25 protein-coding genes are annotated in these 21,466 nt (G+C 70.9%); 14 read left to right on the forward strand and 11 right to left on the reverse strand.

From position 1 onward, the window contains the following. Positions 1 to 22: 22 nt before the first annotated feature. The 3 genes from KK097_RS04500 (at position 23) to KK097_RS04510 (ending at position 2,423) form a co-directional block, all read left to right on the forward strand. Positions 23 to 808, forward strand: coding sequence for an SDR family oxidoreductase (locus KK097_RS04500; RefSeq protein WP_214543846.1), 786 nt, complete (start codon positions 23 to 25; stop codon positions 806 to 808). Between the two features lie 68 nt (positions 809 to 876). Beyond that, entirely contained in the window at positions 877 to 1,746 is an 870-nt protein-coding gene (locus KK097_RS04505; protein WP_214543847.1) for a VOC family protein, read from the forward strand. A 110-nt stretch (positions 1,747 to 1,856) separates the two neighbouring features. Continuing rightward, entirely contained in the window at positions 1,857 to 2,423 is a 567-nt protein-coding gene (locus KK097_RS04510) for a GNAT family N-acetyltransferase (RefSeq protein WP_214543848.1), read from the forward strand. A 142-nt stretch (positions 2,424 to 2,565) separates the two neighbouring features. Here KK097_RS04510 and KK097_RS04515 read toward each other — a convergent pair whose 3' ends face one another. Together KK097_RS04515 and KK097_RS04520 are read right to left on the reverse strand one after the other, a co-directional pair. Next, positions 2,566 to 4,083 (reverse strand): catalase, encoded by a 1,518-nt coding sequence (locus tag KK097_RS04515; RefSeq protein WP_214543849.1) that lies wholly within the window; start codon positions 4,081 to 4,083, stop codon positions 2,566 to 2,568. A 95-nt stretch (positions 4,084 to 4,178) separates the two neighbouring features. Beyond that, the gene (locus tag KK097_RS04520) at positions 4,179 to 4,676 is read right to left on the reverse strand and encodes a Fur family transcriptional regulator (protein WP_250892804.1); all 498 of its coding nucleotides are present in this window, start codon (positions 4,674 to 4,676) and stop codon (positions 4,179 to 4,181) included. Positions 4,677 to 4,845: 169 nt separating this feature from the next. Here KK097_RS04520 and KK097_RS04525 point away from each other — a divergent pair, with 169 nt between their 5' ends. From KK097_RS04525 to KK097_RS04540, 4 genes are all read left to right on the forward strand, one after another. Then, positions 4,846 to 5,124 (forward strand): hypothetical protein, encoded by a 279-nt coding sequence (locus tag KK097_RS04525; protein WP_214543850.1) that lies wholly within the window; start codon positions 4,846 to 4,848, stop codon positions 5,122 to 5,124. A gap of 81 nt (positions 5,125 to 5,205) precedes the next feature. Further along, the gene (locus KK097_RS04530; RefSeq protein WP_214543851.1) at positions 5,206 to 5,598 is read left to right on the forward strand and encodes a hypothetical protein; all 393 of its coding nucleotides are present in this window, start codon (positions 5,206 to 5,208) and stop codon (positions 5,596 to 5,598) included. Then, the gene (locus KK097_RS04535) at positions 5,481 to 6,158 is read left to right on the forward strand and encodes an acyltransferase family protein (RefSeq protein ID WP_214543852.1); all 678 of its coding nucleotides are present in this window, start codon (positions 5,481 to 5,483) and stop codon (positions 6,156 to 6,158) included. The genes KK097_RS04530 and KK097_RS04535 overlap by 118 nt, the downstream gene beginning before the upstream one ends. A gap of 166 nt (positions 6,159 to 6,324) precedes the next feature. Further along, positions 6,325 to 7,146: a cytochrome c oxidase assembly protein gene (locus tag KK097_RS04540; RefSeq protein WP_214528908.1), complete on the forward strand. Its 822-nt coding sequence runs from the start codon at positions 6,325 to 6,327 to the stop codon at positions 7,144 to 7,146. Between the two features lie 95 nt (positions 7,147 to 7,241). On the opposite strand, the gene KK097_RS04545 is transcribed toward KK097_RS04540, so the two are convergent. Continuing rightward, positions 7,242 to 8,786: a DHA2 family efflux MFS transporter permease subunit gene (locus KK097_RS04545; protein ID WP_214528907.1), complete on the reverse strand. Its 1,545-nt coding sequence runs from the start codon at positions 8,784 to 8,786 to the stop codon at positions 7,242 to 7,244. Then, positions 8,783 to 9,391, reverse strand: coding sequence for a PadR family transcriptional regulator (locus KK097_RS18345; protein ID WP_214528906.1), 609 nt, complete (start codon positions 9,389 to 9,391; stop codon positions 8,783 to 8,785). The genes KK097_RS04545 and KK097_RS18345 overlap by 4 nt, the downstream gene beginning before the upstream one ends. Before the next feature lie 178 nt (positions 9,392 to 9,569). On the opposite strand from KK097_RS18345, the gene purS reads away from it, so the two are divergent. From purS to KK097_RS04570, 4 genes are read left to right on the forward strand one after another with little or no spacing between them, the layout of a single operon-like run. Then, positions 9,570 to 9,821 (forward strand): phosphoribosylformylglycinamidine synthase subunit PurS, encoded by a 252-nt coding sequence (purS, locus tag KK097_RS04555; protein WP_017886272.1) that lies wholly within the window; start codon positions 9,570 to 9,572, stop codon positions 9,819 to 9,821. 5 nt (positions 9,822 to 9,826) lie between these two features. Further along, positions 9,827 to 10,522, forward strand: coding sequence for a phosphoribosylformylglycinamidine synthase subunit PurQ (gene purQ, locus KK097_RS04560; RefSeq protein ID WP_214543921.1), 696 nt, complete (start codon positions 9,827 to 9,829; stop codon positions 10,520 to 10,522). Positions 10,523 to 10,539: 17 nt separating this feature from the next. Then, entirely contained in the window at positions 10,540 to 12,921 is a 2,382-nt protein-coding gene (purL, locus tag KK097_RS04565) for a phosphoribosylformylglycinamidine synthase subunit PurL (RefSeq protein WP_231495638.1), read from the forward strand. A 13-nt stretch (positions 12,922 to 12,934) separates the two neighbouring features. Further along, a complete protein-coding gene (locus tag KK097_RS04570; RefSeq protein WP_214543853.1) occupies positions 12,935 to 13,855 on the forward strand; it encodes a 2-hydroxyacid dehydrogenase in 921 nt (306 codons plus the stop codon). Positions 13,856 to 13,880: 25 nt separating this feature from the next. Here KK097_RS04570 and KK097_RS04575 read toward each other — a convergent pair whose 3' ends face one another. Genes KK097_RS04575 through KK097_RS04585 form a run of 3 tightly spaced genes read right to left on the reverse strand, consistent with a single transcriptional unit; the run spans position 13,881 to position 15,753 of the window. Then, positions 13,881 to 14,309 (reverse strand): GNAT family N-acetyltransferase, encoded by a 429-nt coding sequence (locus KK097_RS04575; RefSeq protein ID WP_214543854.1) that lies wholly within the window; start codon positions 14,307 to 14,309, stop codon positions 13,881 to 13,883. 2 nt (positions 14,310 to 14,311) lie between these two features. Then, positions 14,312 to 15,397, reverse strand: coding sequence for a lactonase family protein (locus KK097_RS04580; protein WP_214543855.1), 1,086 nt, complete (start codon positions 15,395 to 15,397; stop codon positions 14,312 to 14,314). Further along, positions 15,394 to 15,753, reverse strand: a complete 360-nt coding sequence (locus tag KK097_RS04585) for a chorismate mutase (protein WP_214528902.1) — start codon at positions 15,751 to 15,753, stop codon at positions 15,394 to 15,396. The genes KK097_RS04580 and KK097_RS04585 overlap by 4 nt, the downstream gene beginning before the upstream one ends. 60 nt (positions 15,754 to 15,813) lie before the next feature. Here KK097_RS04585 and KK097_RS04590 point away from each other — a divergent pair, with 60 nt between their 5' ends. Next, on the forward strand, positions 15,814 to 16,218 hold the full coding sequence (locus KK097_RS04590) for a DUF1304 domain-containing protein (protein WP_214543856.1): 405 nt from the start codon (positions 15,814 to 15,816) through the stop codon (positions 16,216 to 16,218). A gap of 132 nt (positions 16,219 to 16,350) precedes the next feature. Here the strand turns inward: KK097_RS04590 and KK097_RS04595 are convergent, their stop codons facing one another. After that, a complete protein-coding gene (locus tag KK097_RS04595) occupies positions 16,351 to 17,358 on the reverse strand; it encodes an iron-siderophore ABC transporter substrate-binding protein (protein ID WP_307858334.1) in 1,008 nt (335 codons plus the stop codon). A gap of 58 nt (positions 17,359 to 17,416) precedes the next feature. Here KK097_RS04595 and KK097_RS04600 point away from each other — a divergent pair, with 58 nt between their 5' ends. Next, a complete protein-coding gene (locus KK097_RS04600) occupies positions 17,417 to 18,280 on the forward strand; it encodes a shikimate dehydrogenase family protein (protein ID WP_214543857.1) in 864 nt (287 codons plus the stop codon). A 389-nt stretch (positions 18,281 to 18,669) separates the two neighbouring features. Here KK097_RS04600 and KK097_RS04605 read toward each other — a convergent pair whose 3' ends face one another. The 3 genes from KK097_RS04605 to KK097_RS04615 all read right to left on the reverse strand — a co-directional run bounded on the left by KK097_RS04605 (position 18,670) and on the right by KK097_RS04615 (position 20,540). After that, the gene (locus tag KK097_RS04605; RefSeq protein WP_214543858.1) at positions 18,670 to 19,551 is read right to left on the reverse strand and encodes a multidrug DMT transporter permease; all 882 of its coding nucleotides are present in this window, start codon (positions 19,549 to 19,551) and stop codon (positions 18,670 to 18,672) included. A gap of 166 nt (positions 19,552 to 19,717) precedes the next feature. Beyond that, positions 19,718 to 20,104, reverse strand: coding sequence for a YchJ family protein (locus KK097_RS04610; RefSeq protein ID WP_214543859.1), 387 nt, complete (start codon positions 20,102 to 20,104; stop codon positions 19,718 to 19,720). A gap of 10 nt (positions 20,105 to 20,114) precedes the next feature. Next, entirely contained in the window at positions 20,115 to 20,540 is a 426-nt protein-coding gene (locus tag KK097_RS04615; RefSeq protein ID WP_027465016.1) for an organic hydroperoxide resistance protein, read from the reverse strand. Positions 20,541 to 20,943: 403 nt separating this feature from the next. Between KK097_RS04615 and KK097_RS04620 the strand changes: the two genes are divergently transcribed. Then, a complete protein-coding gene (locus tag KK097_RS04620; protein WP_214543860.1) occupies positions 20,944 to 21,465 on the forward strand; it encodes a hypothetical protein in 522 nt (173 codons plus the stop codon). Position 21,466: the final 1 nt, after the last annotated feature.

Genomic DNA, 21,466 nt, shown 5'->3' on the forward strand with positions numbered 1-21,466 from the left:
GAGCGCCGCACAGGAGGCACGGATGACGTCCGCACGACCACTCGCCCTGGTGACCGGGGTGGGCCGCAGAGCCGGCATCGGCGCAGCGCTCGCCACCCGGCTGGCGACCGACGGCTGGGACCTCGCCATCTCGTGGTGGGGACCCTACGACGACCGCGTGAGCGGCGGGGCGGACCCGGACGGGATCGAGTCCGTGGTGCAGGACTGCGAGGCGGCGGGAGCACGTGTGACGCGCCTCCCGGTCGACCTGGAGGACCCGGAGCAGGCGGCCACGCTCGTCGGCCGCGCCGAGACGGAGGCGGGCGCCCCCGTCACCGCCCTCGTCATGTCGCACTGCGAGTCCGTCGACTCCGACCTCCGCACCACCACGGTCGAGTCGTGGGACCGGCACTTCGCGGTGAACGCCCGCGCACCGTTCCTGCTCGTGCAGGCCTACGCGGCCGGGCTCGAGCGCGCCGCGGACGCCGCGCCGCGCGACCGACGCCGGATCGTCGCACTGACGAGTGACCACATCGCGTACAACCTGCCGTACGGGGCATCGAAGGGCGCGCTCGACCGGATCGTGTTCGGTGCCGCGAAGGAGCTCGGCAGCCTCGGGGTCAGCGCCAACGTGGTGAACCCGGGGCCGAACGACACCGGCTGGATGTCCGACGAGGTCAAGGGGTGGGCCGTCGAGGGCACCCCGCTCGGACGGCTCGGACGCCCGTCGGACACCGCCGCGCTCGTCGGGTTCCTCTGCTCCGAGCAGGGCGCCTGGGTGAACGGCCAGCTGCTGAAGTCGGACGGCGGGATCTCGAACAGCGCGTAGGACACCCGCTCGGTTGACGCGTCATCAACTTAGTTGACGCGTCAACCAATCCGGCGCACACTGGGTGCATGCAGACGCACGAACTCCTCGCCGCCGACACCGGGATGGGCGCCGTCACGCTCCGCGTCGCCGACCTGGACGCGATGATCCGGTACTACCGCGACGGCGTGCGGCTGTCGCTGCTCTCCCACGACGGCGGCGTCGCGGTGCTGGGCCGGGGCGCCACGCCGATCGTGGTCCTCGAGCACGCTCCCGCGATGCGGCATGCCGGACCCCGCGAAGCCGGACTGTTCCACACGGCGATCCTGTTCGACACCCGCGCCGACCTGGCCGCCGCGCTGTACTCGGTCGCGACGCAGTACCCGGCCACGTTCACGGGCAGCGCCGACCACCTGGTGAGCAACGCGTTCTACTTCTCCGACCCCGAGGGCAACGGCGTCGAGTTGTACTGGGACCGCGACCGCACCGAGTGGTCGTGGACGCACGGCATGGTCGACATGGACACGAAGTACGTCGACCCGAACGCGTTCCTGCAGTCCCACCTCACGCAGGACGCCCTGGACACCGCAGCGGCGCGCCCCGGCAAGGTCGGGCACGTGCACCTGTCCGTCGGCGACGTCGCCACCGCACGATCCTTCTACGTCGACACGCTCGGGTTCGCGACCACCGCGGGCTTCGGCGAGGCGCTGTTCGTCAGCGCCGGCGGGTACCACCACCACATGGCGATGAACACGTGGAACTCCCGCGGTGCCGGGCGACGCCAGCTGGCGCTCGGGCTGGGGATCGTGCGCATCGAGGTGCCCGGCGCTGACGACCTCGGCGCCCTGACGGAGCGGATGCGGCACGGCGGCGTGGAGCTCGCCGACGACGGCCGCACGCTGGCCTTCGAGGACCCCTGGGCGAACCGCATCGAGGTCACCGCGCCCGGTCGCGGCTGACGGCTCGGGAGGTTTCGCGCTGCCCGACACCTCACGCGCGCCCGGACCCGTGGAGTGTCGCGCAGCGCGAAACCTCGGCACTCGGGCCGCGGGACCGGCAGGATGGACGCGTGACTGACGACATCCGGTGGGAGGTGGTCGAGGAGAGCACGCTGTCGCTCCCCGACCACGAAGCGATCGCGGCGCTGCTCGGGCAGGCCTTCCCCGACTGGTCGCACTGGTACGTGGGCGGCAGGAGCTGGTCCGGCATGCAGCCGGAACGCCGGGTGCTCGCGCACGACGCCGACGGGGTCGTCCTGGCCCACGTCGGAATCCGCCGGATGTACATCTCCGTCGGCGGCGAAGACGTGCTGGTCGGCGACACCGGCCTGGTCGCCGTCGCACCCCGTCTGCAGGGCACCGGCGTCGGCCGCGAGCTGATGACCCGGACCGCGGCGGTCCTCGAAGGGCTCCGGGTGCCGTACGGCTTCCTCGGCGCGGGCGAGGACCGCATCCCCTTCTACGCGAAGCTCGGCTGGCACGAGTTCCCCGAGGCCGTCGGCACCTTCTCGGCGTTCACCGCCGAGGGCGCGGGCGTCAGCAACACCGAGCAGGGCGGCTGGATGGCGCTGCCGGTGGCAGCGCAGCTCGAGGACTGGCCGGACGGACCCATCTGGCTGAACGGCCAGCAGGTCTGAGCACGAGGACTGTGGGTACCCCCGACGCGCCGGCCCGATCCGGCTGAACGGCCAGCAGGTCTGACCCGCTTCAGACCAACGGACAGGAGGCCCGGTACCAGCTGGTACCGGGCCTCCTGTCCGTCAGGTCGTCCAGCGGGGCTTACGCCTCGACCGCCACCTTCTCCGGGTCCTCGTTCGAGCCCGGCGCGCTCGGCGCGACCGCGGCGCGCACGCGCGCACCCAGGTCGGCGTCGACGTTCGTCCAGTAGGCGAACACGCGCTCGCGCAGGTCGTCGCGCGTCACCTTCGAGACGTGGCCGGCGATGTTGCCGACCAGGCGCTCGCGGGCGGCGTCGTCCATGACCTCACGGACGAGCGTGCCGGCCTGGCCGAAGTCGTCGTCCTCCGGGTGCAGGGTCGCGGCGGAACGCTGCAGCGCGCCGTCCGACTCCCAGCCGGGTGCGTCGTCGGTCGCGTTCGGGTCGGCGTGCGCCCCACCGAGCGAGTTCGGCGCGTACACCGGCACCTCGGACTTCTGGAAGTCGAAGCGCATGCCGCCGTCCTTCGAGTACGAGTGGACCTCGTTCTTCGGGGCGTTCACCGGCAGCTGGGCGTGGTTCGTGCCGACGCGGTAGCGGTGGGCATCCGCGTAGCTGAAGATGCGCGCGAGGAGCATCTTGTCGGGGCTGGCCGCGATGCCGGGCACGAAGTTCGAGGGGGCGAAGGTCGCCTGCTCGATCTGCGCGAAGTAGTTCTCCGGGTTGCGGTTGAGCTCCATCGTGCCGACCTCGATGAGCGGGTAGTCCGCGTGCGGCCACACCTTCGTCAGGTCGAACGGGTTGAAGCGGTAGGTCGCGGCGTCCTCGTAGGGCATGACCTGCACCTTGAGGGTCCAGCGCGGGAAGTCCTGACGGTCGATCGCGGCGTGCAGGTCACGGATGTGGAAGTCCGCGTCCTCACCGGCGATGCGGTCGGCGTCCTCCTGCGTCAGGGTCTTGTGGCCCTGCTCGGTGATGAAGTGGTACTTGACCCAGAAGCGCTCGCCCTCGGCGTTGATCCACTGGTAGGTGTGCGAGCCGAAGCCGTCCATCTCGCGCCAGCTCGCCGGCAGACCGCGGTCGCCCATCAGCCACGTGACCTGGTGCGCCGACTCGGGCGACAGGGTCCAGAAGTCCCACTGCATGTCGTGGTCGCGCAGGTGCGAACCCGGCAGGCGCTTCTGCGAGCGGATGAAGTCGGGGAACTTGATGCCGTCACGGATGAAGAACACCGGGGTGTTGTTGCCGACGAGGTCGTAGTTGCCCTCGGACGTGTAGAACTTCAGCGCGAAGCCGCGGGGGTCGCGCCAGGTGTCGGGCGAACCCTGCTCACCGGCGACGCTCGAGAAGCGGGCGAGCATCTCGGTGGTCTGGCCGGGCTGCAGGAAGGCCGCACGGGTGAAGCGCGAGACGTCGTGCGTGACGGTGAAGGTACCGAAGGCGCCGCCGCCCTTGGCGTGCACGACCCGCTCCGGGACGCGCTCGCGGTTGAACTGGGCGAGCTTCTCGACCAGGTAGTGGTCGTGCAGCGCGAGGGGGCCGTCGGCCCCGACGCCCATCGAGTGCTCGTCGCTCGAGACGGGTGCGCCGCTGTTGGTCGTGGTGGTCGGGGTGCCGGTCGGCGTGTTCTGGTCGGACACGGTTCCTCCTGGGGGTGGGACGTTGGTTCGGTCAGGGATGCTCGGGTGGTTCGGGGTCCGGCGCGTCGTCGCGCCGGTGCGGAGGGCGGTCGCCGTCAGGCGGGCAAGGGGGCGTCGGGCGCCTGCGCGCTCGCGTCCGGGTCGTCGCGCTCTGCGTCGTCGCGCTCTGCGTCGTCGCGCTCTGCCGCTGCACAGCGCTCGCAGATGCCCCAGTAGGTGACCTCGGCGGTGGTGACGGCGAAGCCGTGGGTCTCGGACGGCGTGAGGCAGGGCGAGTGTCCGACCGCGCAGTCGACGTCCTCGATCGCGCCGCACAGCGTGCAGACGATGTGGTGGTGGTTGTCGCCGGTGCGCCGCTCGTACCGCGCGGGGCTGCCGGCCGGCTCGATGCGGCGGACGAGCCCGACGCCGGTCAGGGCGTTCAGCACGCCGTAGACCGCCTGGTGACTGGTGGTCGGCAGTTCCGCGGCGAGCGCCGTGACGATGTCGTCGGCGGTGGCGTGCGGCATCGAGTCCGTCGCGCGGAGCACAGCGAGTCGTGGGGTCGTGACCCGGAGCCCCGAGGAACGGAGCAGATCGGCGTCGGCATCCATGCTGAGCCTTTCTTTTGCAGGAATCAAGACAACAGGTTCACTGTACACGAGCTTCTGCTGCCGGCCCGCGACACGACGCATGCCGCTACCGGAATACGAAGTGTCACGATCCGGTCGCGATCAGCTGGAACGACGCTGGACCGACTGATCCGCACGCTAGCGTCCGGACATGTCCACGAGCCAGGGTCTGCCTGAACAGGCGAACAGCACCGCAGACGTCCGGGGGATCATCGCGAAGCGGGACCTGGTCGTCGACCTCATCCGGACGGCCTGCGTCGTCCTCGTCGTCGTCGTGCACGTCACGATGGTCGGCGTCGCCGCCGACGACCAGGGGGTGCGGGTCACGAGCCCGCTGCAGGAACTCCCCTGGTACGTCGCCGCCACCTGGGTCGGGCAGGTGATGCCGCTGTTCTTCGTGGTCGGCGGGTTCGCGAGTGCCGTCGGTTGACGCAGCACCGTCGCCCGTGGTGCGCCGAGCCCAGCCCGCGACTACCTCGCCACCCGTCTGGTGCGGCTGTTCCGGCCCGCGGTGCCGCTGTTCGTCTTCCTGGCCCTCGGGCTCGGGGTCGCCACGGCCGCAGGGACCCCGCCGGAGCTCCTCGCCGAGGTCGCGTTCGGCATCGGCTCCCCGCTCTGGTTCCTGGCCGCCTACGGCATCACGCAGTGCTGCGTCCCGCTGATGATGCGCCTGCACGAGCGTGCACCCTGGGCCACCCTCGCCGTGCTGCTGGTGCTGGCCGGAGCGGTCGACGCCGTCCGCCTGGCCACCGGCGTCGCCGAGGTCGGCTGCTCAACCTCGGGCCGGTGTGGCTCTTCGCGCAGCAGCTCGGGTTCCTCTGGGCCGACGGCTGGTTCGCGCGGCGCTCGAAGGTGCTGCTGCTGGGCGTCGCCGTCGCCGCGTACGCCGTGCTCGTGCCGATGACCTCGATCGGGCTGTGGGCACCCGACATGTTGCAGGACCTCAACCCGCCGATGCTCCCGCTGGCGTTCCTCGCGATCGCGCAGGCCTGCCTGGTCCAGCTCGTGCACGCTCCGCTCACCCGGCTGATGCGGACCCGGGCCGCGCTCGGTGCCGTGTTCGTGCTCGGCCGCGACGGCATGACGATCTACCTCTGGCACCTGCCGCTGTTCATCGTGCTGAACGGGGTCGCCCTGCTCGTCGGGGTGCCGTTCCCCCCGCCGGGGTCGGGCCCGTGGTGGGCGTCCCGCGTCGTCGCACTGGTCGTGGTCCTCGCCGTCGCGATCGGGGTCGCCCGGGCTCTGCGCTGGTTCGACCGGCCGCTCCCCCGGCTGCTGCCGTCCGCGGACCGTCCGTCGTGGCCGGTCGTCGCGGTCGCGGTCGTCTGCACGATCGGTCCGGCGTTCGTCGTCATGCAGCTGCACCTGTCGTTCGGCGTCGCGCTCGTCGGAGCCGTGGCCGTGCCGGCGGGCGTCTGGCTGCTGTCGCGGACCGTCCCGGCACGCGGGGTCGCCCGGATCTGAGCCGGTTCTCACCGACGCGGGGCCAGGACGGACCCCCGGTGGACCTCGGGCGGACGGAGGATGGCTCCGGCGGAACGACGGACGAGTCCGCCCGATCCCCAGGAGGCTCCCCACGCCGTCGACACCCGAGTTCTGGAGCACCTGGCGGTTCGATCCCCTGGCGGCGGTGCTCATCCTCGTCGCCGCGGTCGCCTACGGCCGGTGGATCGTGGGGGCTGCGCGACGGGACACCCGCTGGCCGTGGTGGCGCACGCTCGCCTTCGCGACGGCGCTCGCGCTGTTCGGCGTCCTGCAGTTCGGCATCGTCGGCGTCGACGACGAGCGGTTGCGCTGGGCGTTCGTGCTGCGGGCCGCCCTGCTGTTCTTCGCGGTCCCCACCTTCGCCGCGCTCGGCGCGCCCGTCCCGTTGCTCCGGACGGGAGGCCCGCCTCGCCTCGTCCGCGCCGCCGACGCCGTCATGGGCTCACGTCCGGTGCGCCTGCTCGGCAACGCGATCGTCGCACCGCTGGTCGCGCTCGCGCTGTTCGCCGTCCTGCTCACCCCGTTCTCGGCGGTGATCCGGGAGTCCCCCGCATGGGCCGCCGTCATCACCGTGGCCGTGCCGGCGCTCGGGTTCGGCCTGCTCGCGCCCCTGTCCGAGGTCGGCGTGCTCGTCTCGTCGACGTTCGCCACGGCCGAGTTCCTGCTGGCGTTCGTCGAGCTCGTCGTCGACGCGGTGCCCGGCATCGTGCTGCGGATCACGAACCACGTGCTCGACGGGTCCCTCGTGCCCGTGGTCGGGCGGGCCTGGTACCCGTCGCCGCTGCAGGACCAGCACCTGGCGGGCGACCTGCTGTGGTTCATCGCCGAGGTGGCGGACATCCCCGTGCTCGTCGCCCTGTTCATCCGGTGGCAGCGGACCGACCGCCGCGAGGCCCGGGCGGTCGACGCCCTGACCGACGAACAGATGGACGCGCTCACCCGAGCGCACCTGCAGCGCCGCGGCTGACGAGTCGGAGTGTCCCTCGTTCCACTTCGTGAGCAGCAATGGTCGGGTGCCCGAAGGCGACCCGACCATTCCTGCTCACGAAGTGCGCTCGTGCCCTACTTCGACGGGGCTCCCGCGGGCTCGGCGTCGGGCTGCGTGGTCACCGAGCCGGTCTGCTGCCAGGCGACGGTCTGCTTCGGCTTCGCCAGGAACAGCGCCGCGACGATGGCCACGACCAGCACGATCGCCGGCAGGTAGAGCGACTCGCCCATGGCCTTGGAGAACGGCTCGAGCAGGGAGCCCGGCATCGCGCCGACCTGCTGCTCGGCACCGCCGGCGGACACCCCACCGGACGACGCCGGGAAGTTCGCGGTGATCCGGGCCTCCATCAGGGCCGCGATGCCGGCGGAACCGAGCACCGCACCGATCTGGCGCGTCGTGTTGTAGACGCCCGAGCCGGCACCGGCCAGCTTCGGCGGCAGGTTGCGCGTCGCCGAGACCGACAGCGGTCCCCACATGCAGGCGTTGGCGAGACCGAGGAGCGCACTCGGCAGGAGCACCCAGCCCCACTCGGCACCGCTCGACAGCAGCAGGCCGAACCAGAACAGGCCGACCGAGAAGCAGGCGAGCCCGAACGAGGCGACCCAGCGCGGGTTCCAGCGGTTGAGGTTCTTGCCGACGATCGGCGCGAGGGCCGCGGACAGCACGGCCTGCGGCACGAGGAGCAGTGCGGCCTGGGTCGGCGAGAAGCGCAGGACGTCCTGGGCCCACAGCATGATCGGCAGCGCGAACGAGGCGATCGCGACACCGACGGCGGTGATGGCGACGTTGGCCAGCGTGAAGTTGCGGTCCTTGAACAGGCCGAGGGGCAGCAGCGGCTCGCCCTTCTGCACGCCCTGCCAGACGACGAACCCGGCGAGCACCACGAGGCCGACGATGATGAGCGACCAGACCGAGATCGGGCCGGCGATGACACCCCAGTCGTAGGTCTCGCCCTCTTGGATGCCGAAGACGAGCAGGAACAGGCCCACCGCGGACAGGAAGATGCCGAGGTAGTCGAAGCGGTGTCCGTGCCGCTCGAACGACGGCACGAAGCGCTGCGCGAGCACGAAGGCGACGACACCGACGGGGACGTTGACGAAGAAGATCCACTCCCATCCGAAGCCGTCGACGAGCAGGCCGCCGAGGATCGGGCCGACGAGCGACGCGATGCCGGCGACGGCACCCCAGAGGCCCATCGCCGCCCCGCGGTTCTGCGGCGGGAAGATGCGCGTGATGACCGACATGGTCTGCGGGCTCATCATCGCGGCGCCGAGGCCCTGCACGACGCGGGCGACGATCAGCATCTCGATGGACCCGGCCAGGCCGCACCACAGGCTGGCGAGCGTGAAGACCACGAGGCCGATCTGGTACATGACCTTCGGGCCGAAGCGGTCACCGAGCCGGCCGGTGATGAGCAGCGGCACGGCGTAGGCGAGCAGGTAGGCGCTCGTCACCCAGATCACGGAGTTGATGTCCGCGTCGAGCTCCTGGGCGATGGTGGGGGTGGCGACCGACACGATGGTCGAGTCGACGAGGATCATGAAGAACCCGACGACGAGTGCCCAGAGGGCAGGCCACGGCTTCTTCTCGGTCGTCCGCGGAGGCGTGACGGTGGTCATCGAGTGGTTTCCTTGCTGTTCGTGGTGGTGTCTGCGGACGCGGCGGGGGCGTCCCAGGAGATGTGGCCGGCGGCGATGCGGTCGGCCGTGGCGGTGAGCCACTCGATCTGCGTCGTGAGCGTGGCACGGACGTACGACACGTCGAGCCAGTAGCGCTCGGGCAGGTCCTTCGCGCGGACGACCCCGAGGATCTCGTCGGTCTCGTCGCGCTGGGCCCCGAGTGCGGTGATCCGCGCCCGGAGTGCCGACTCGGCCTCGTCGACCGACAGGTTCTCGATCTCGGCGACGGCCAGGTGGAAGACGGGGTACTCCTCGGCCGGTTCGGCGATCAGCCGGACGAGCCCGTCGTGCAGGGCCGTCCACCCGGCGTCCGTGATGGCGTAGGTGGTGCGTTCCGGACGGTTCCCCGCCCGGTCGGTCCCGACGACCTCGGCGTAGCCGAGCTCCACCAGGCGGCCGACCTGGTGGTACAGGGTGCCGGGCCGGACCTTGACGTTCCGTCCGTCACGGCGGTGCATCATCGTCTGGAACATCTCGTAGGGATGCGTCGGCCCCTCGGCCAGGAGCCCGAGCGCGGCGAACGCGAGTGGCGTGAGCGACGGCACACGTGCCTCCAGTCCGCTTGTTCGTTGTTGACTATTCGACTTGGAATATACGCGCTGGAACACACGTGAGCAAACGCACAGCAGGCACCCGCCTGGAGGCCCGGAGCCGTCCCGGCGTGTCGCGCGCGCCCCGTAGACTGGTCGCGTCCCCCCACCCCTGAAGTGCTGGAGAGAACACGTGCCAACGATCGTCGTCGAGGTCATGCCCAAGGCCGAGATCCTCGACCCCCAGGGGAAGGCCGTGGGCAACGCCCTCGCCCGCCTCGGCAAGGCCGACCTGACCAACGTCCGCATCGGCAAGCGCTTCGAGGTGACCGTCGACGGCCCCGTCGACGACGCCAAGCTGGCCGAGGTCCGCGACATCGCAGCCGACGTCTTCTCCAATGCGGTCATCGAGGACGTCGTGTCCGTGACCGTGGAAGGCCAGTGACCCGGATGCGCATCGGCGTCATCACGTTCCCGGGCTCGCTCGACGACCGCGACGCCCAGCGCGCCGTCCGTCTCGCCGGCGCCGACCCCGTCGCTCTCTGGCACGGCGACCACGACCTGCAGGGCGTCGACGCGATCGTGCTCCCCGGCGGGTTCTCCTACGGCGACTACCTGCGCGCCGGCGCGATCGCCGCGAAGGCCCCGATCATGGCCGAGGTCATCGACGCCGCCGGCAAGGGTATGCCCGTGCTCGGCATCTGCAACGGCTTCCAGATGCTGGCCGAGGCCCGTCTCGTCCCCGGTGCACACACCCGCAACGCGCACCAGCAGTTCATCCGCCGCGACCAGAAGCTCCGCGTCGAGACCACCGCGACCGCCTGGACCTCCGGGTTCAGCGCCGAGCAGGAGATCACGATCCCGCTGAAGAACGCCGACGGCCGCTTCGTCGCGGACGCCGACACGATCAAGCGCATCGAGGACAACGGCCAGGTCGTGTTCCGCTACGTCGGCGTGAACCCGAACGGCTCCATCGACGACATCGCGGGCGTCTCGAACGAGCGCGGCAACGTGGTCGGTCTGATGCCGCACCCCGAGCACGCGACGGAAGCCGGGTTCGGTCCGGACACCCCCGCTGCCATGGCCTCCGGAACCGACGGCCTCACCTTCTTCACCTCCGTGATCGAGCAGGCGCTCGTCAAGTGACAGGGAACAACGACACCGTGACGACACCCGTTCGCCCGAAGCCCGACACCGTGCAGGACGCGGCGGCCACCCCCGACAAGGAACAGCCGTACGACGCGCTGGGCCTCAAGCCGGACGAGTACGCCCGCATCAAGGAGATCCTCGGCCGCCGCCCCACCTCGGGCGAGCTGGCGATGTACTCCGTGATGTGGAGCGAGCATTGCTCCTACAAGTCCTCGAAGAACTACCTCCGTCAGTTCGGCAAGAAGGTCACGCCGGAGATGACGAAGAACCTGATGGTCGGCATGGGCGAGAACGCCGGTGTCGTCGACGTCGGCAACGGCTGGGCGGTGACCTTCAAGGTCGAGTCGCACAACCACCCGTCCTACGTCGAGCCGTACCAGGGCGCGGCCACCGGTGTCGGCGGCATCGTCCGCGACATCATCTCGATGGGCGCCCGCCCCGTCGCCGTGATGGACCAGCTCCGCTTCGGCGCGATCGACCACGAGGACACCGCACGCGTCGTGCACGGTGTCGTCGGCGGCATCTCGTTCTACGGCAACTGCCTCGGCCTGCCGAACATCGGCGGCGAGACCTACTTCGACCCGGTGTACCAGGGCAACCCGCTGGTCAACGCCCTCGCGGTCGGCGTCCTGCGCCACGAGGACCTGCACCTGGCGAACGCGTCCGGCGCCGGCAACAAGGTCGTCCTGTTCGGTGCCCGCACCGGTGGCGACGGCATCGGCGGCGCGTCGATCCTGGCGTCCGACACCTTCACCGAGGGCGGCCCGACCAAGCGTCCGGCCGTGCAGGTCGGTGACCCCTTCGCCGAGAAGGTGCTCATCGAGTGCTGCCTCGAGCTGTTCCAGAAGGACCTGGTCGAGGGCATCCAGGACCTCGGTGCCGCGGGCATCTCGTGCGCCACCTCGGAGCTCGCGAGCAACGGTGACGGCGGCATGCACATCTCGCTCGACGACGTCCTGCTCCGCGACCCGACGCTCACCGCCGAAGAGATCCTGATGTCGGAGAGCCAGGAGCGCATGATGGCGGTCGTCCGTCCCGACAAGCTCGACGAGTTCCTGAGCGTCGTCGGCAAGTGGGAGGTCGAGACCAGCGTTCTGGGCGAGGTCACCGGCACCGGTCGCCTCGTCATCGACTGGCAGGGCCAGGAGATCGTGAACGTCGACCCGCGCACGGTCGCCGTCGACGGCCCGGTCTACGACCGCCCGGTCGCGTACCCCACCTGGATCGACGCACTGCAGGCGGACACCGCCGCTTCGCTCGACCGTCCGGCTGACGGCCCCGCGCTGAAGGCGCAGTTCCTCAGCCTGCTCGGCTCGCCGAACCTGGCGTCGAAGAACTGGGTCACGAACCAGTACGACACCTACGTGCTCGGCAACACCGCACTGTCCTTCCCCGACGACGGCGGCATGATCCGCGTCGACGAGGAAACGGGGCTCGGTGTCGCCATCGCCACCGACGCGAACGGACGCTACTGCCAGCTCGACCCGAAGCAGGGTGCACGCCTGGCCCTGGCCGAGGCGTACCGCAACGTCGCCGTCACCGGTGCCGTCCCCGCCGCCGTCACCGACTGCCTGAACTTCGGCTCCCCCGAGAACCCCGAGGTCATGTGGCAGTTCTCCGAGGCGGTCGAGGGCCTGGCCGACGGCTGCATGGAGCTCGGCATCCCGGTCACCGGCGGCAACGTGTCGTTCTACAACCAGACCGGCTCGACCCCGATCCACCCGACGCCCGTCGTCGGTGTGCTCGGCATCATCGACGACGTCGCCAAGCGCGTGCCGTCGGGATGGCAGGACGACGGCCACAACATCTACCTGCTCGGCACCACGAGCCTCGAGCTCGACGGCTCCGCCTGGGCCGGCACCGTGCACGGGCACCTCGGCGGGCGTCCGCCGGCGGTCGACCTCGAGCGCGAGAAGGCCCTCGCCGAGCTGCTGTACGCGGCGTCCGGCGAGCAGCTGCTCACCAGCGCGCACGACCTGGCGGACGGCGGCCTCGGCCAGTCGCTCGCCGAGTCGGTGCTCCGGTTCGGCATCGGTGCCCGCGTGGTCCTCGACGAACTCGAGACCCGCGACGGCATCGACACCGCGACGGCGCTGTTCTCCGAGTCGACCGGTCGCGTCATCGTGACCGTCCGCCGCGAGGACGACGTGCGGTTCCAGGGCATGTGCGACGGCCGGGGCTTCCCGGTGCTGCGCATCGGTGTGACCGACGCGACGTCGAGCACGCTCGAGGTCCAGGGCGCGTTCGAGGCCACGGTCGACGAGCTGCGCGGCACACACGCCGCGACGCTGCCGGCCCGCTTCGGCGACGTGATTGTCGAGGACGTCACCGAGGGGTACGTCGGCCGCGGGCCGCTCGACTCCGACGGTGCCTTCTCGCCGCGCACCGACGCCTAGGCCCGGGTCGCGGATGCCGATCGTCACCCTGCCCTTCGCCGAGCTCGTCGACCGGTTCGGCCCCGTGCCGGACGGCGTCGAGCTGGACGTCTGGGACGTCGAGTCGCCGTACGGTCGCCCGGACGACGTCGCGATCACCTTCCTGCCGTTCTACTTCGAGGGGCGGCACCGCTGGCAGTTCGTGCACGACCTGCCCGAGCTCCAGCTGCTGCAGCTGCCGAGCGCCGGGTACGAGCACGCCGTCCCGCACGTGCCGGGTCACGCGCAGCTGGCGAACGGTCGCGGCATCCACGACGACGAGACCGCCGAGCTCGCGGTCGGCCTCGCGCTGACGTCGCTCCGTGAGATCTCGGCGTTCCAGGTCGACCGTGCCAACGGCGTCTGGGACGCCCGCGAGACCCGATCGCTCGCCGACCGCCGGGTGACCGTCGTCGGCTACGGGGCGATCGGGTCCGCGATCGCCACCCGGTTCGAGGCGTTCCGCACCGAGGTGACGGTGGTCGCCCGGACCGCTCGCGAGCAGGACGGCCGGCACGTGCACGCGTTCGGCGAGCTGCCCGAGCTCGCCCCGACGACCGACGTGCTCGTGCTCATCGCCCCGCTCACCGCCGAGACCGAACGCCTGGTCGACGCGGACCTGCTCGCGGCGCTGCCGGACGGCGCGCTCGTGGTCAACGTCGCGCGCGGCAAGGTCGTCGACACCGACGCCCTGGTCGCCGAGCTGCGGTCGGAGCGGCTGTTCGCGGCCCTCGACGTCACCGACCCGGAGCCCCTGCCCGCCGGACACCCGCTGTGGACGACGCCGAACACCGTGCTCACCCCGCACGTCGGCGGCAACACCGACCTGAGCGTGCCGCGGTCGATCGCACTGATGCGCAAGCAGGTCGCGGCACTGGCCGAGGGTCGCCCGTTCGAGAACCTGATCGAGTTCTAGCGCGCAGGCGAGCGGGTTCGCGGCGTCACTCGAGGCGCAGCGCCATCCCCAGGCTCGGCGCGACGTCGTCGAACCCGAGGGACCGGTAGAGCCGCTGCCCCGGCGGGTCGCCGACGAGCGTGACGTACGCACCCGCTGGCGCCCGGTCACGGATGTCCGCCAGCAACCACTCGACGACCCGGCGACCGAGCCCCCGTCGCTGGTGCGCGGGATCGGTGGCGATGTCGGCGATGTGGAAGTACCACCCGCCGTCGCCGATCGTGCGACCCATCGCGACGGGCGTGCCGTGCTCGTCGACCACGTGGCACGCCGACCAGCTGCCGGCGATCGCTCCGGCACCCTGGGCGGGGTCCTTCGGGGACAGACCGGATTCCCGGCGCAGCCGCAGGTAGTCCTCGAGCGGCGGCGGACCGACGACGATGCGGTACTCGGGCTGTTCCGTGGCGGAGGTCATGGTCAGAGCGGGACGACGCAGGTGGGGATGCCGACCGGGATCTGCGCGACGGCTTCGCCGGGCATGCCCTCGGAGTCGAGCGGCAGCACGGCAACGGCGTCGGACATCTGGTTCGCCACCAGGACGAACCCGGGCACCCGCGCGAAGTGCCGCGGCCAGACCCCACCGCAGGGCACCGAACCGACGGCGGCGAGCCCGCCGTCACGTGCGTCGAGCACCACGAGCAGGTCGCGCCCGCGCACCGCCACGTACGCGCGGCCGGCGTCGTCGACCTCGATGTGACTGAGCAGCGACTCCCCCACGGGGCCGTCAAACGTGGGCACGGCGGCGATCGTCACGAACGACCCGGAGTCGTCACGGCGCAGGCGGTGCACGTGCCCGTCGAGTTCACCGGCGACGAGCAGGTCACCGTCGATCCAAGCCATGTGCCGCGGTCCGGTACCGGGTGCCACGCGGTGCACGCGCAGCGCCTCGACGCCGGGGACCCCGTCCGCCGTGACGGTGATGCGGAACTCGTGCAGGGCGTCCCCGCCGAGGTCGGCGACCAGGACCGTGCCGTCGGGAGTGGCGATCGACTGGTGCGCGTGCGGGCCGTCCTGACGCTCCTCGTCGGGACCGGTGGCGTCGGGCAGCACCGCGACCGCCACCGCTTCGGCCGGCACCGAGCGCTGGTCGGCCTCGCCGTGCAGCACCACGCCGTCGCTGGCGGTCACCGAGGCGGCGTGCGACTCGGCCGCGGCGAGGGAGATCGCCGTGACCGTGCCGGAGACGTAGTTCGTGACGACGAGCACGCCCGAGGGGTCGACCCGGACGTGGCACGGGGCGTCACCGCCGGCGGGGGCGTCCCACAGGTGCTCGAGTGCGCCGCCGTGCAGCCGGAAGGCCGACACGGCACCGTCGTTCGTCTCGGAGACCGCGTACACCCGGTCGCCCGAGACCGCCAGGAACGAGGGGTCGTCGAGCACCGCGACGGTCCGGGGCGCCGCGGCTCCGACCGGTCCGCCGTCGACCAGCGAGATGCCGGTGGCGTTGCCGCCGCCCGTCGCCGTGTAGGAGCCGATGAGCAGCGTCGGCAGTTCGGCGCTCATTCGTCGCGGCCCGCGATGCGCTCGTGGTGGTGGATGACCTCGGCGACGATGAAGTTGAGGAACTTCTCGGCGAAGGCCGGGTCGAGGTGGGAGTCGGCGGCGAGCGACCGGAGCCGTGCGACCTGGGTCCGTTCGCGGTCCGGGTCGGCGGCCGGCATGCCCGATTCGGCCTTCAGGTGCCCCACGCGCTGCGTGTACTTGAAGCGCTCCGCGAGCATGTGGATGACGGCGGCGTCGATGTTGTCGATGCTCTGCCGGATGCTCCGCAGTTCGGCGACGGCCGTCGCGTCGGCACTCGCGTCGGCGCGCGTGTCAGAGGTTGCGTCGGCCTCGGGCGGGGTGACGTCGTCGTTCATGATCCGAGCCTACTGGCGGACGTGCAGCGGAACCCGGCCCGCTCCTGCGAGAATGTGCACATGTCGGTCCTGCTGGTGATCTCGGGTGTCTGTGCGGTCCTCGCGGGCCTCGTCCACGTGTACATCTTCTTCCTCGAATCGGTCATCTGGACCAGTCCGCAAGCGCGCCGGATCTTCGGCATCGCTTCCGAGACAGAAGCGGTGGCGACCCGCTCGCTCGCCTTCAACCAGGGCTTCTACAACCTCTTCCTGGCGATCGGCGCGATCCTCGGCGTCGTGCTCGTGCTCGCGGGCAACACCGTGAGCGGCTGGACCCTCGTGGTGTTCTCGACCGCGAGCATGCTCGGTGCCGCGGTGATCCTGCTCGGCTCGGGTCGCAAGTACGTCAACTCCGCCTTCAAGCAGGGCACGCTCCCCCTCATCGCGCTGCTCTTCGCGCTGCTGGGCTCCACCGTCGGCGTCTAGCCCCGCTTCCCTCCCCGAACTGCGAAAGCGACAGGGTGCCACCGAACATCGGCGGCACCCTGTCGCTTTCGCGGTCCTGACCAGCGGAACCGGCCAGCGCTGACCAGCACCGGCCAGCAGCAACGACCAGCCCTAGCCGAGCTTCTCCTCGAACTGCGCCGGCAGCTCGTCGAGCGCCCACTCGATCGCGGCCGTGGTGCCCATCGAGAACGCGGACGACACGTCCTTGTCGTCGAAGACGATCGCGTGCCCGGCCTCGACCGACGGCACCTTCTGGAACAGCTTGTTCGACGAGGCCTCCGACGCGTCGACGTAGATCGGCAGGATCAGCGTCAGGTCGGCGTCGAGCAGGTCGAGGTTCTCGTCCGACAGGTGCACGGAGAACTCCTTGCCGGCCTGCTCGTCGATGGCCTTGGGGATCTCGAAGCCCAGGTTCCGCATGAAGGTCGAACGGCTGTCGGTGGAGGCGTACGCCCCGAAGCCCTCGGAGCTGTAAGCCCCGACGACGGCCGTCTTGCCCTCGAAGTCCGGGTGCGCCTTGCGTGCTGCGGCGTAGGCGTCGTCGAGGCCGGAGAGCAGCTTCTTGCCCTCGGACTCCTTGCCGAGCGCCTTCGCGATCATGGTCGTCTGCTGCTCGGTCGAGGCGAGGTAGTTCTCGCCGCCCTTCGGGATCGCGACGGTCGGCGCGATGGCGGACAGCTTGTCGTACCGCTCCTTGTCGCCCGAGGACTTCACGTCGAGGATCACGTCGGGGTTCAGCTTGAGGATGTCCTCGTAGCTCGGTTCGAGCGTCTGGATGATCTTCGGGGACTTGTCGTACGCACCCTTGAGCCACGGACCGACACCGTCGCCGCCGAAGGCGAGCCAGTCGCTCGCACCGACCGGCTGGACACCGAGCTCGAGCGCGGTCTCGGCGTCGCCCCACCCGAGCGCGACGACGCGCTTCGGTGCCGACTCGATGGTGGTGGTGCCGAGGCCGGTCGTGATCGAGACCGGGAACGCGGCGTCGGACGACCCCGACGACGCCGAGTCGGTCGAGGAGCCGGAGCCGGACGCGCATCCGGCGAGGACGAGGGACGCTGCGACGACGGCGCCGGCTGCGGCGAGCACGCGTCGGAGACGCAAGGGAGAACGGTTCACGAAGGGTAGCCTAACCTAACGGGGTGCTCAGGAACACGGCTGGCTAGGCTGGGTGACCGTGGCGTTCACCGATCCAGGCCGCACGCACCTCGCGGTGCTCGGCTCCCCCATCGCGCACTCGCTCTCGCCCACGCTCCACGCTGCGGCCTACGACGCGCTCGACCTGCCCTTCACGTACGGGAGGCACGAGGTCGCGTCCGGCGAGCTCGCCGCGTTCGTCGCGGGGCTGGGTCCGGAATGGCGTGGGCTGAGCCTCACGATGCCACTCAAGCGCGAGGTCCTGCCGCTGCTCGACCGCACGACCCCGCTCGTCGACGAGCTCGGGGTCGCCAACACGGTCGCGTTCCGCCACGAGGGCTCCGCGATCGTCCGAGCCGGCGCGAACACCGACGTGCAGGGGCTCGTCCGCCCGGTCGAGGCCCTCGGACACCTGCCCGGCGAGGCCACGATCCTCGGCGGCGGAGCCACCGCGGCGAGCGCCCTGACCGCTGCCGTGCGGCTCGGGGCGTCGCTCGTCCGGGTGTTCGTCCGTGACACCGCGAAGACGCGCGCGCTGGTCGACCTGGCTGTCCGGCTCGGTGTGACGCTCGAGGTGCACCCCCTGACCGAACTCGCCGGCACGCACCACGGGTTCGTCCTCTCGACGCTGCCGGGTGGTGCCGCCGACCCGCTCGAGTTCCGTCCGTCGGGGCCGGACGCCGTCCTGTTCGACGTCGCCTACGAGCCGTGGCCGACCGCGGTCGCCAGCCGCTGGACCGACGCCGGGGGCCGGGTGCTGAACGGCCTCGACATGCTCACCGAGCAGGCGATCGGGCAGATCCGGTTCTTCCTGACCGGTGACGAAGACGAGCTGCTCCCCGACGAGGCCGGGGTCCGCCGGGCGATGCGCTCCGCGGTCGGCCTCGCCGCCGTCATCGGTTAGGCGACCCCTCGCGGACCGCGAGTCGTCAAAGACCGATAGTCGCGTCACACCGTTCGATCAGGTCGCGATCGTGCGTAGCGGTCAGGACGGTGGAGCCCCTCGGAGCCATTGATGGATGCGGATCCCCCCTGCGTGATGCCGACTGCATCCGTGCTGGCGGACGCCGCACTCGGTAGGAGCACCCCTACGAGGACCGCAGCGCCTACGGCTGCCATTGCGAGGGAACGGGGGACTTTCACTAGTTGGATGAACATGCTCGGCATGCATATTGGCTTTTACATTGAAATGGAAGTCCTCTAGCCTCCGGGTAAGCGCACCCCCAAGAGAAGCTGCATCGGGCACCCTGCCGAGTGGACGGCCATCGCGCTCCGGCCCCGTGTCGGGCGGCGTCAGGCCCGGGTCTGCGGGTGGTGCTTGGCGAGCAGGAACACCCCGGTGATGGCGATGCCCGCGGCGACCACGAACCCGGCGACCGCGAACCACGGTGCCCCCGATGCCTCGGCGAGCACGATGACGCCGATGCCGACCGCGACGATCGGGTCGATCACCGTCAGCCCCGCGATCACGAGGTCGGCCGAACCGCTCGAGTACGCGTTCTGCACGAAGTACCCGCCGAGCGACGCCGCCACGACCACGCCGGCGATGGCGAGCACGGTGAGCCAGTCGAAGGTGCCGTTCACGAACCGGTTGAGGACGACCTTGGCCAGTGTCGCCACGAACCCGTAGAGCACCCCGGCCCCGACGATGTAGTAGAGCGCGCTGCGGTGCTTGGCCACCAGACGGAACGACACCAGCACGAGCACCAGCACGACGGCCAGGATCACCAGCACGGTGACGAGCTGCTGGCGGGTGATCGCGCTCTCGTGCCCGACGAACGCCGCGATCCCCACGAAGATGCCGACGCCGATGATGCACGTCCACACTGCCCGCCGCGCACGACGACCGAGCGGCACACCCGACGACCGCGACGAGAACCACGTCGTGATGACCAGGGCGACGGCGCCCAGCGGCTGCACGACGATCAGGGGGGCGAACGCGATGCTGACGAGCTGCAGCACCACCGCGATGCCGAGCATGAGCGTGCCGAGCACCCAGTAGCCGCTCGAGACGAGCGCGACGACGTGCCGGACGCTCAGCCCCTTCGACTGCCGACCGAGACGTGCCTCGACCCGCTGCACCCCGCGGCTCTGGAACTGCGCCCCGAGCGACAGGAAGACCGCACCGATCAGGGCCACCGGGATCATCAGCCCAGCGAGCGCGCTCGCGCCCATCAGAGGCCAGACTCGATCGGCGGATCCGGGAGCGGTCGGTGAAGCACCAAGTCAGCCGCCCCTTCACCAACGCGTCTACATGTGGGCGCTGGTGCTGAAACTCTACCGGTCGTATGCGATACAGAAAGTCAGCTGCCGATGAGCCTGAGGGGCCTGGTGTTGACGGTCAGGCGACCACGCCGTCCACGTAGAACCATCGTCCCTGCTCCCGGACGAAGTCGCTCGTCTCCTCGAGCGTGCCGCGCTCGTCGTCGGAACGCCACCACGCGCGGAACGTGACGGTGCCGTGGGAGTCGAACGGGCCTCCCGAGGTGGTCGCCAGCACGTCCAACCGGGTCCAGCGCTGGGACGGGTCCAACTCCAGACCCGCCGGGCGGGTGCGCGGGTGCCAGGTCAGCAACAGGTACTCCGGCAGGCCCAGCGCGAACGCGCTGAAGCGGGAGCGCATGAGCCGTTCCGCGGTCGGCGCCACGGCCCCGGCGTGCAGGGGACCGCAGCACTCGCCGTAGGGGTTGCCGCTCAGGCAGGGGCAGCGCGTCGCGTCGGTGACCACCGGTCGAACGCTAGTCGACGATGGACAGCGTGACGGTGATGTTGCCGCGGGTGGCGTTCGAGTACGGGCAGATCTCGTGTGCACGCTCGGCCAGGCGCTGGCGCTGCTCCTGCGGGGCGTTCGGGGCGTAGACGTCGAGCTCCACCGCGAGACCGAAGGCGCCGTTGCCCGTGCCGCCGATGCCGACCTCGGCGGAGACCTCGGCGCCGGTGGTGTCGACCTCGAGCTCCTTGCCGGCGGCGTGCAGGGCACCGAGGAAGCACGCGGCGTACCCGGCGGCGAAGAGCTGCTCGGGGTTCGTACCCTCGCCGCTGCCGCCCATCTCCTTGGGCGGACGGGTGTCGAGGTCGAGCCGGTCGTCCTCGCTGCGGACGTGTCCGTCGCGGCCGCCTCCGGTGGCGTGGGCAGCGGCGGTGTAGACGATGTCGAGACTCATGGTCCGAGGTCACCGTGCTCGCCTGGACGAATCCTGAGCGGCAGCACCACGTCGCGGCTGCGGTGCTCCGGGCGGCGAGCGCTCGGGCGTGTCCGGGCGGGCCGGCGGCGGGCGCGAGCGTGTCGCTTGGTGAGCAGAAGATGTCGAGTCCCCCGCCCGCACCCGACATCTCCTGCTCACGAACGAGAGGACGATCGACCGTCCGGGCACCCGGCACCCCCACCGGGTAGACACGATGAGTGTTCAAGATCGGGTGGCAGGTGTTCCGCGAGCGTCTCCCCGCACTCATCGGGCCGCAGTACCGCCGTCGCGTCATGATCGTCGCCGCCGTCACGACGGTGGTCGCGTTCATCGGACTGCAGTGCCTCGCACTGTTCGTCGACGACGGTTCGGTCCCCTCGCGGTGTGGCTGGTCGCATCGGCACTGTTCGCGGCCGGCGTCGGCGGTATCGGTTCGTGCTTCGTCCCGATCGACCCGAAGGGGTGGGCGGTCCCGCCGATCCCCGGCATCGGATGGCGCACCCAGGAGGCCGTCGCCCGGTACTACCGCCGCAATCCGCCTCCGGTCGCCCCGAAGCACCGTGACGCCGTCCTCGACCGCATGTCCGAGACCCGCGACCTGATCGTCCGCGGAGCGTTCCGGGGCTTCCTGCTGCTCGGCGGCTGGGCCCTGGCACTCGTCGCGACCGTGGTGGTCAACGTCGCCACCGTGCCGGCCGGCGACGGGCTCGTCGGGCTGTCCGCCTTCTGGTTCGTCGTGCCCCTGAGCGGCGCCGTCACCGCGATCGGAGGACTGCGCACCCTCGGCCGCCAGGAGCAGCTCCGGGTCGAGGCCGAAGCGCTCCCGCCGCTCCCCCCGTCCTTGCCACCCCGCGGCCGTCCCGGCGCACGGAGCGGCAGCAAGCTCGCCCTGCCGGAGGAGTGAC

This window comes from Curtobacterium flaccumfaciens (assembly GCF_018598405.1).
Taxonomy (GTDB): Bacteria; Actinomycetota; Actinomycetes; order Actinomycetales; family Microbacteriaceae; genus Curtobacterium; species Curtobacterium aurantiacum.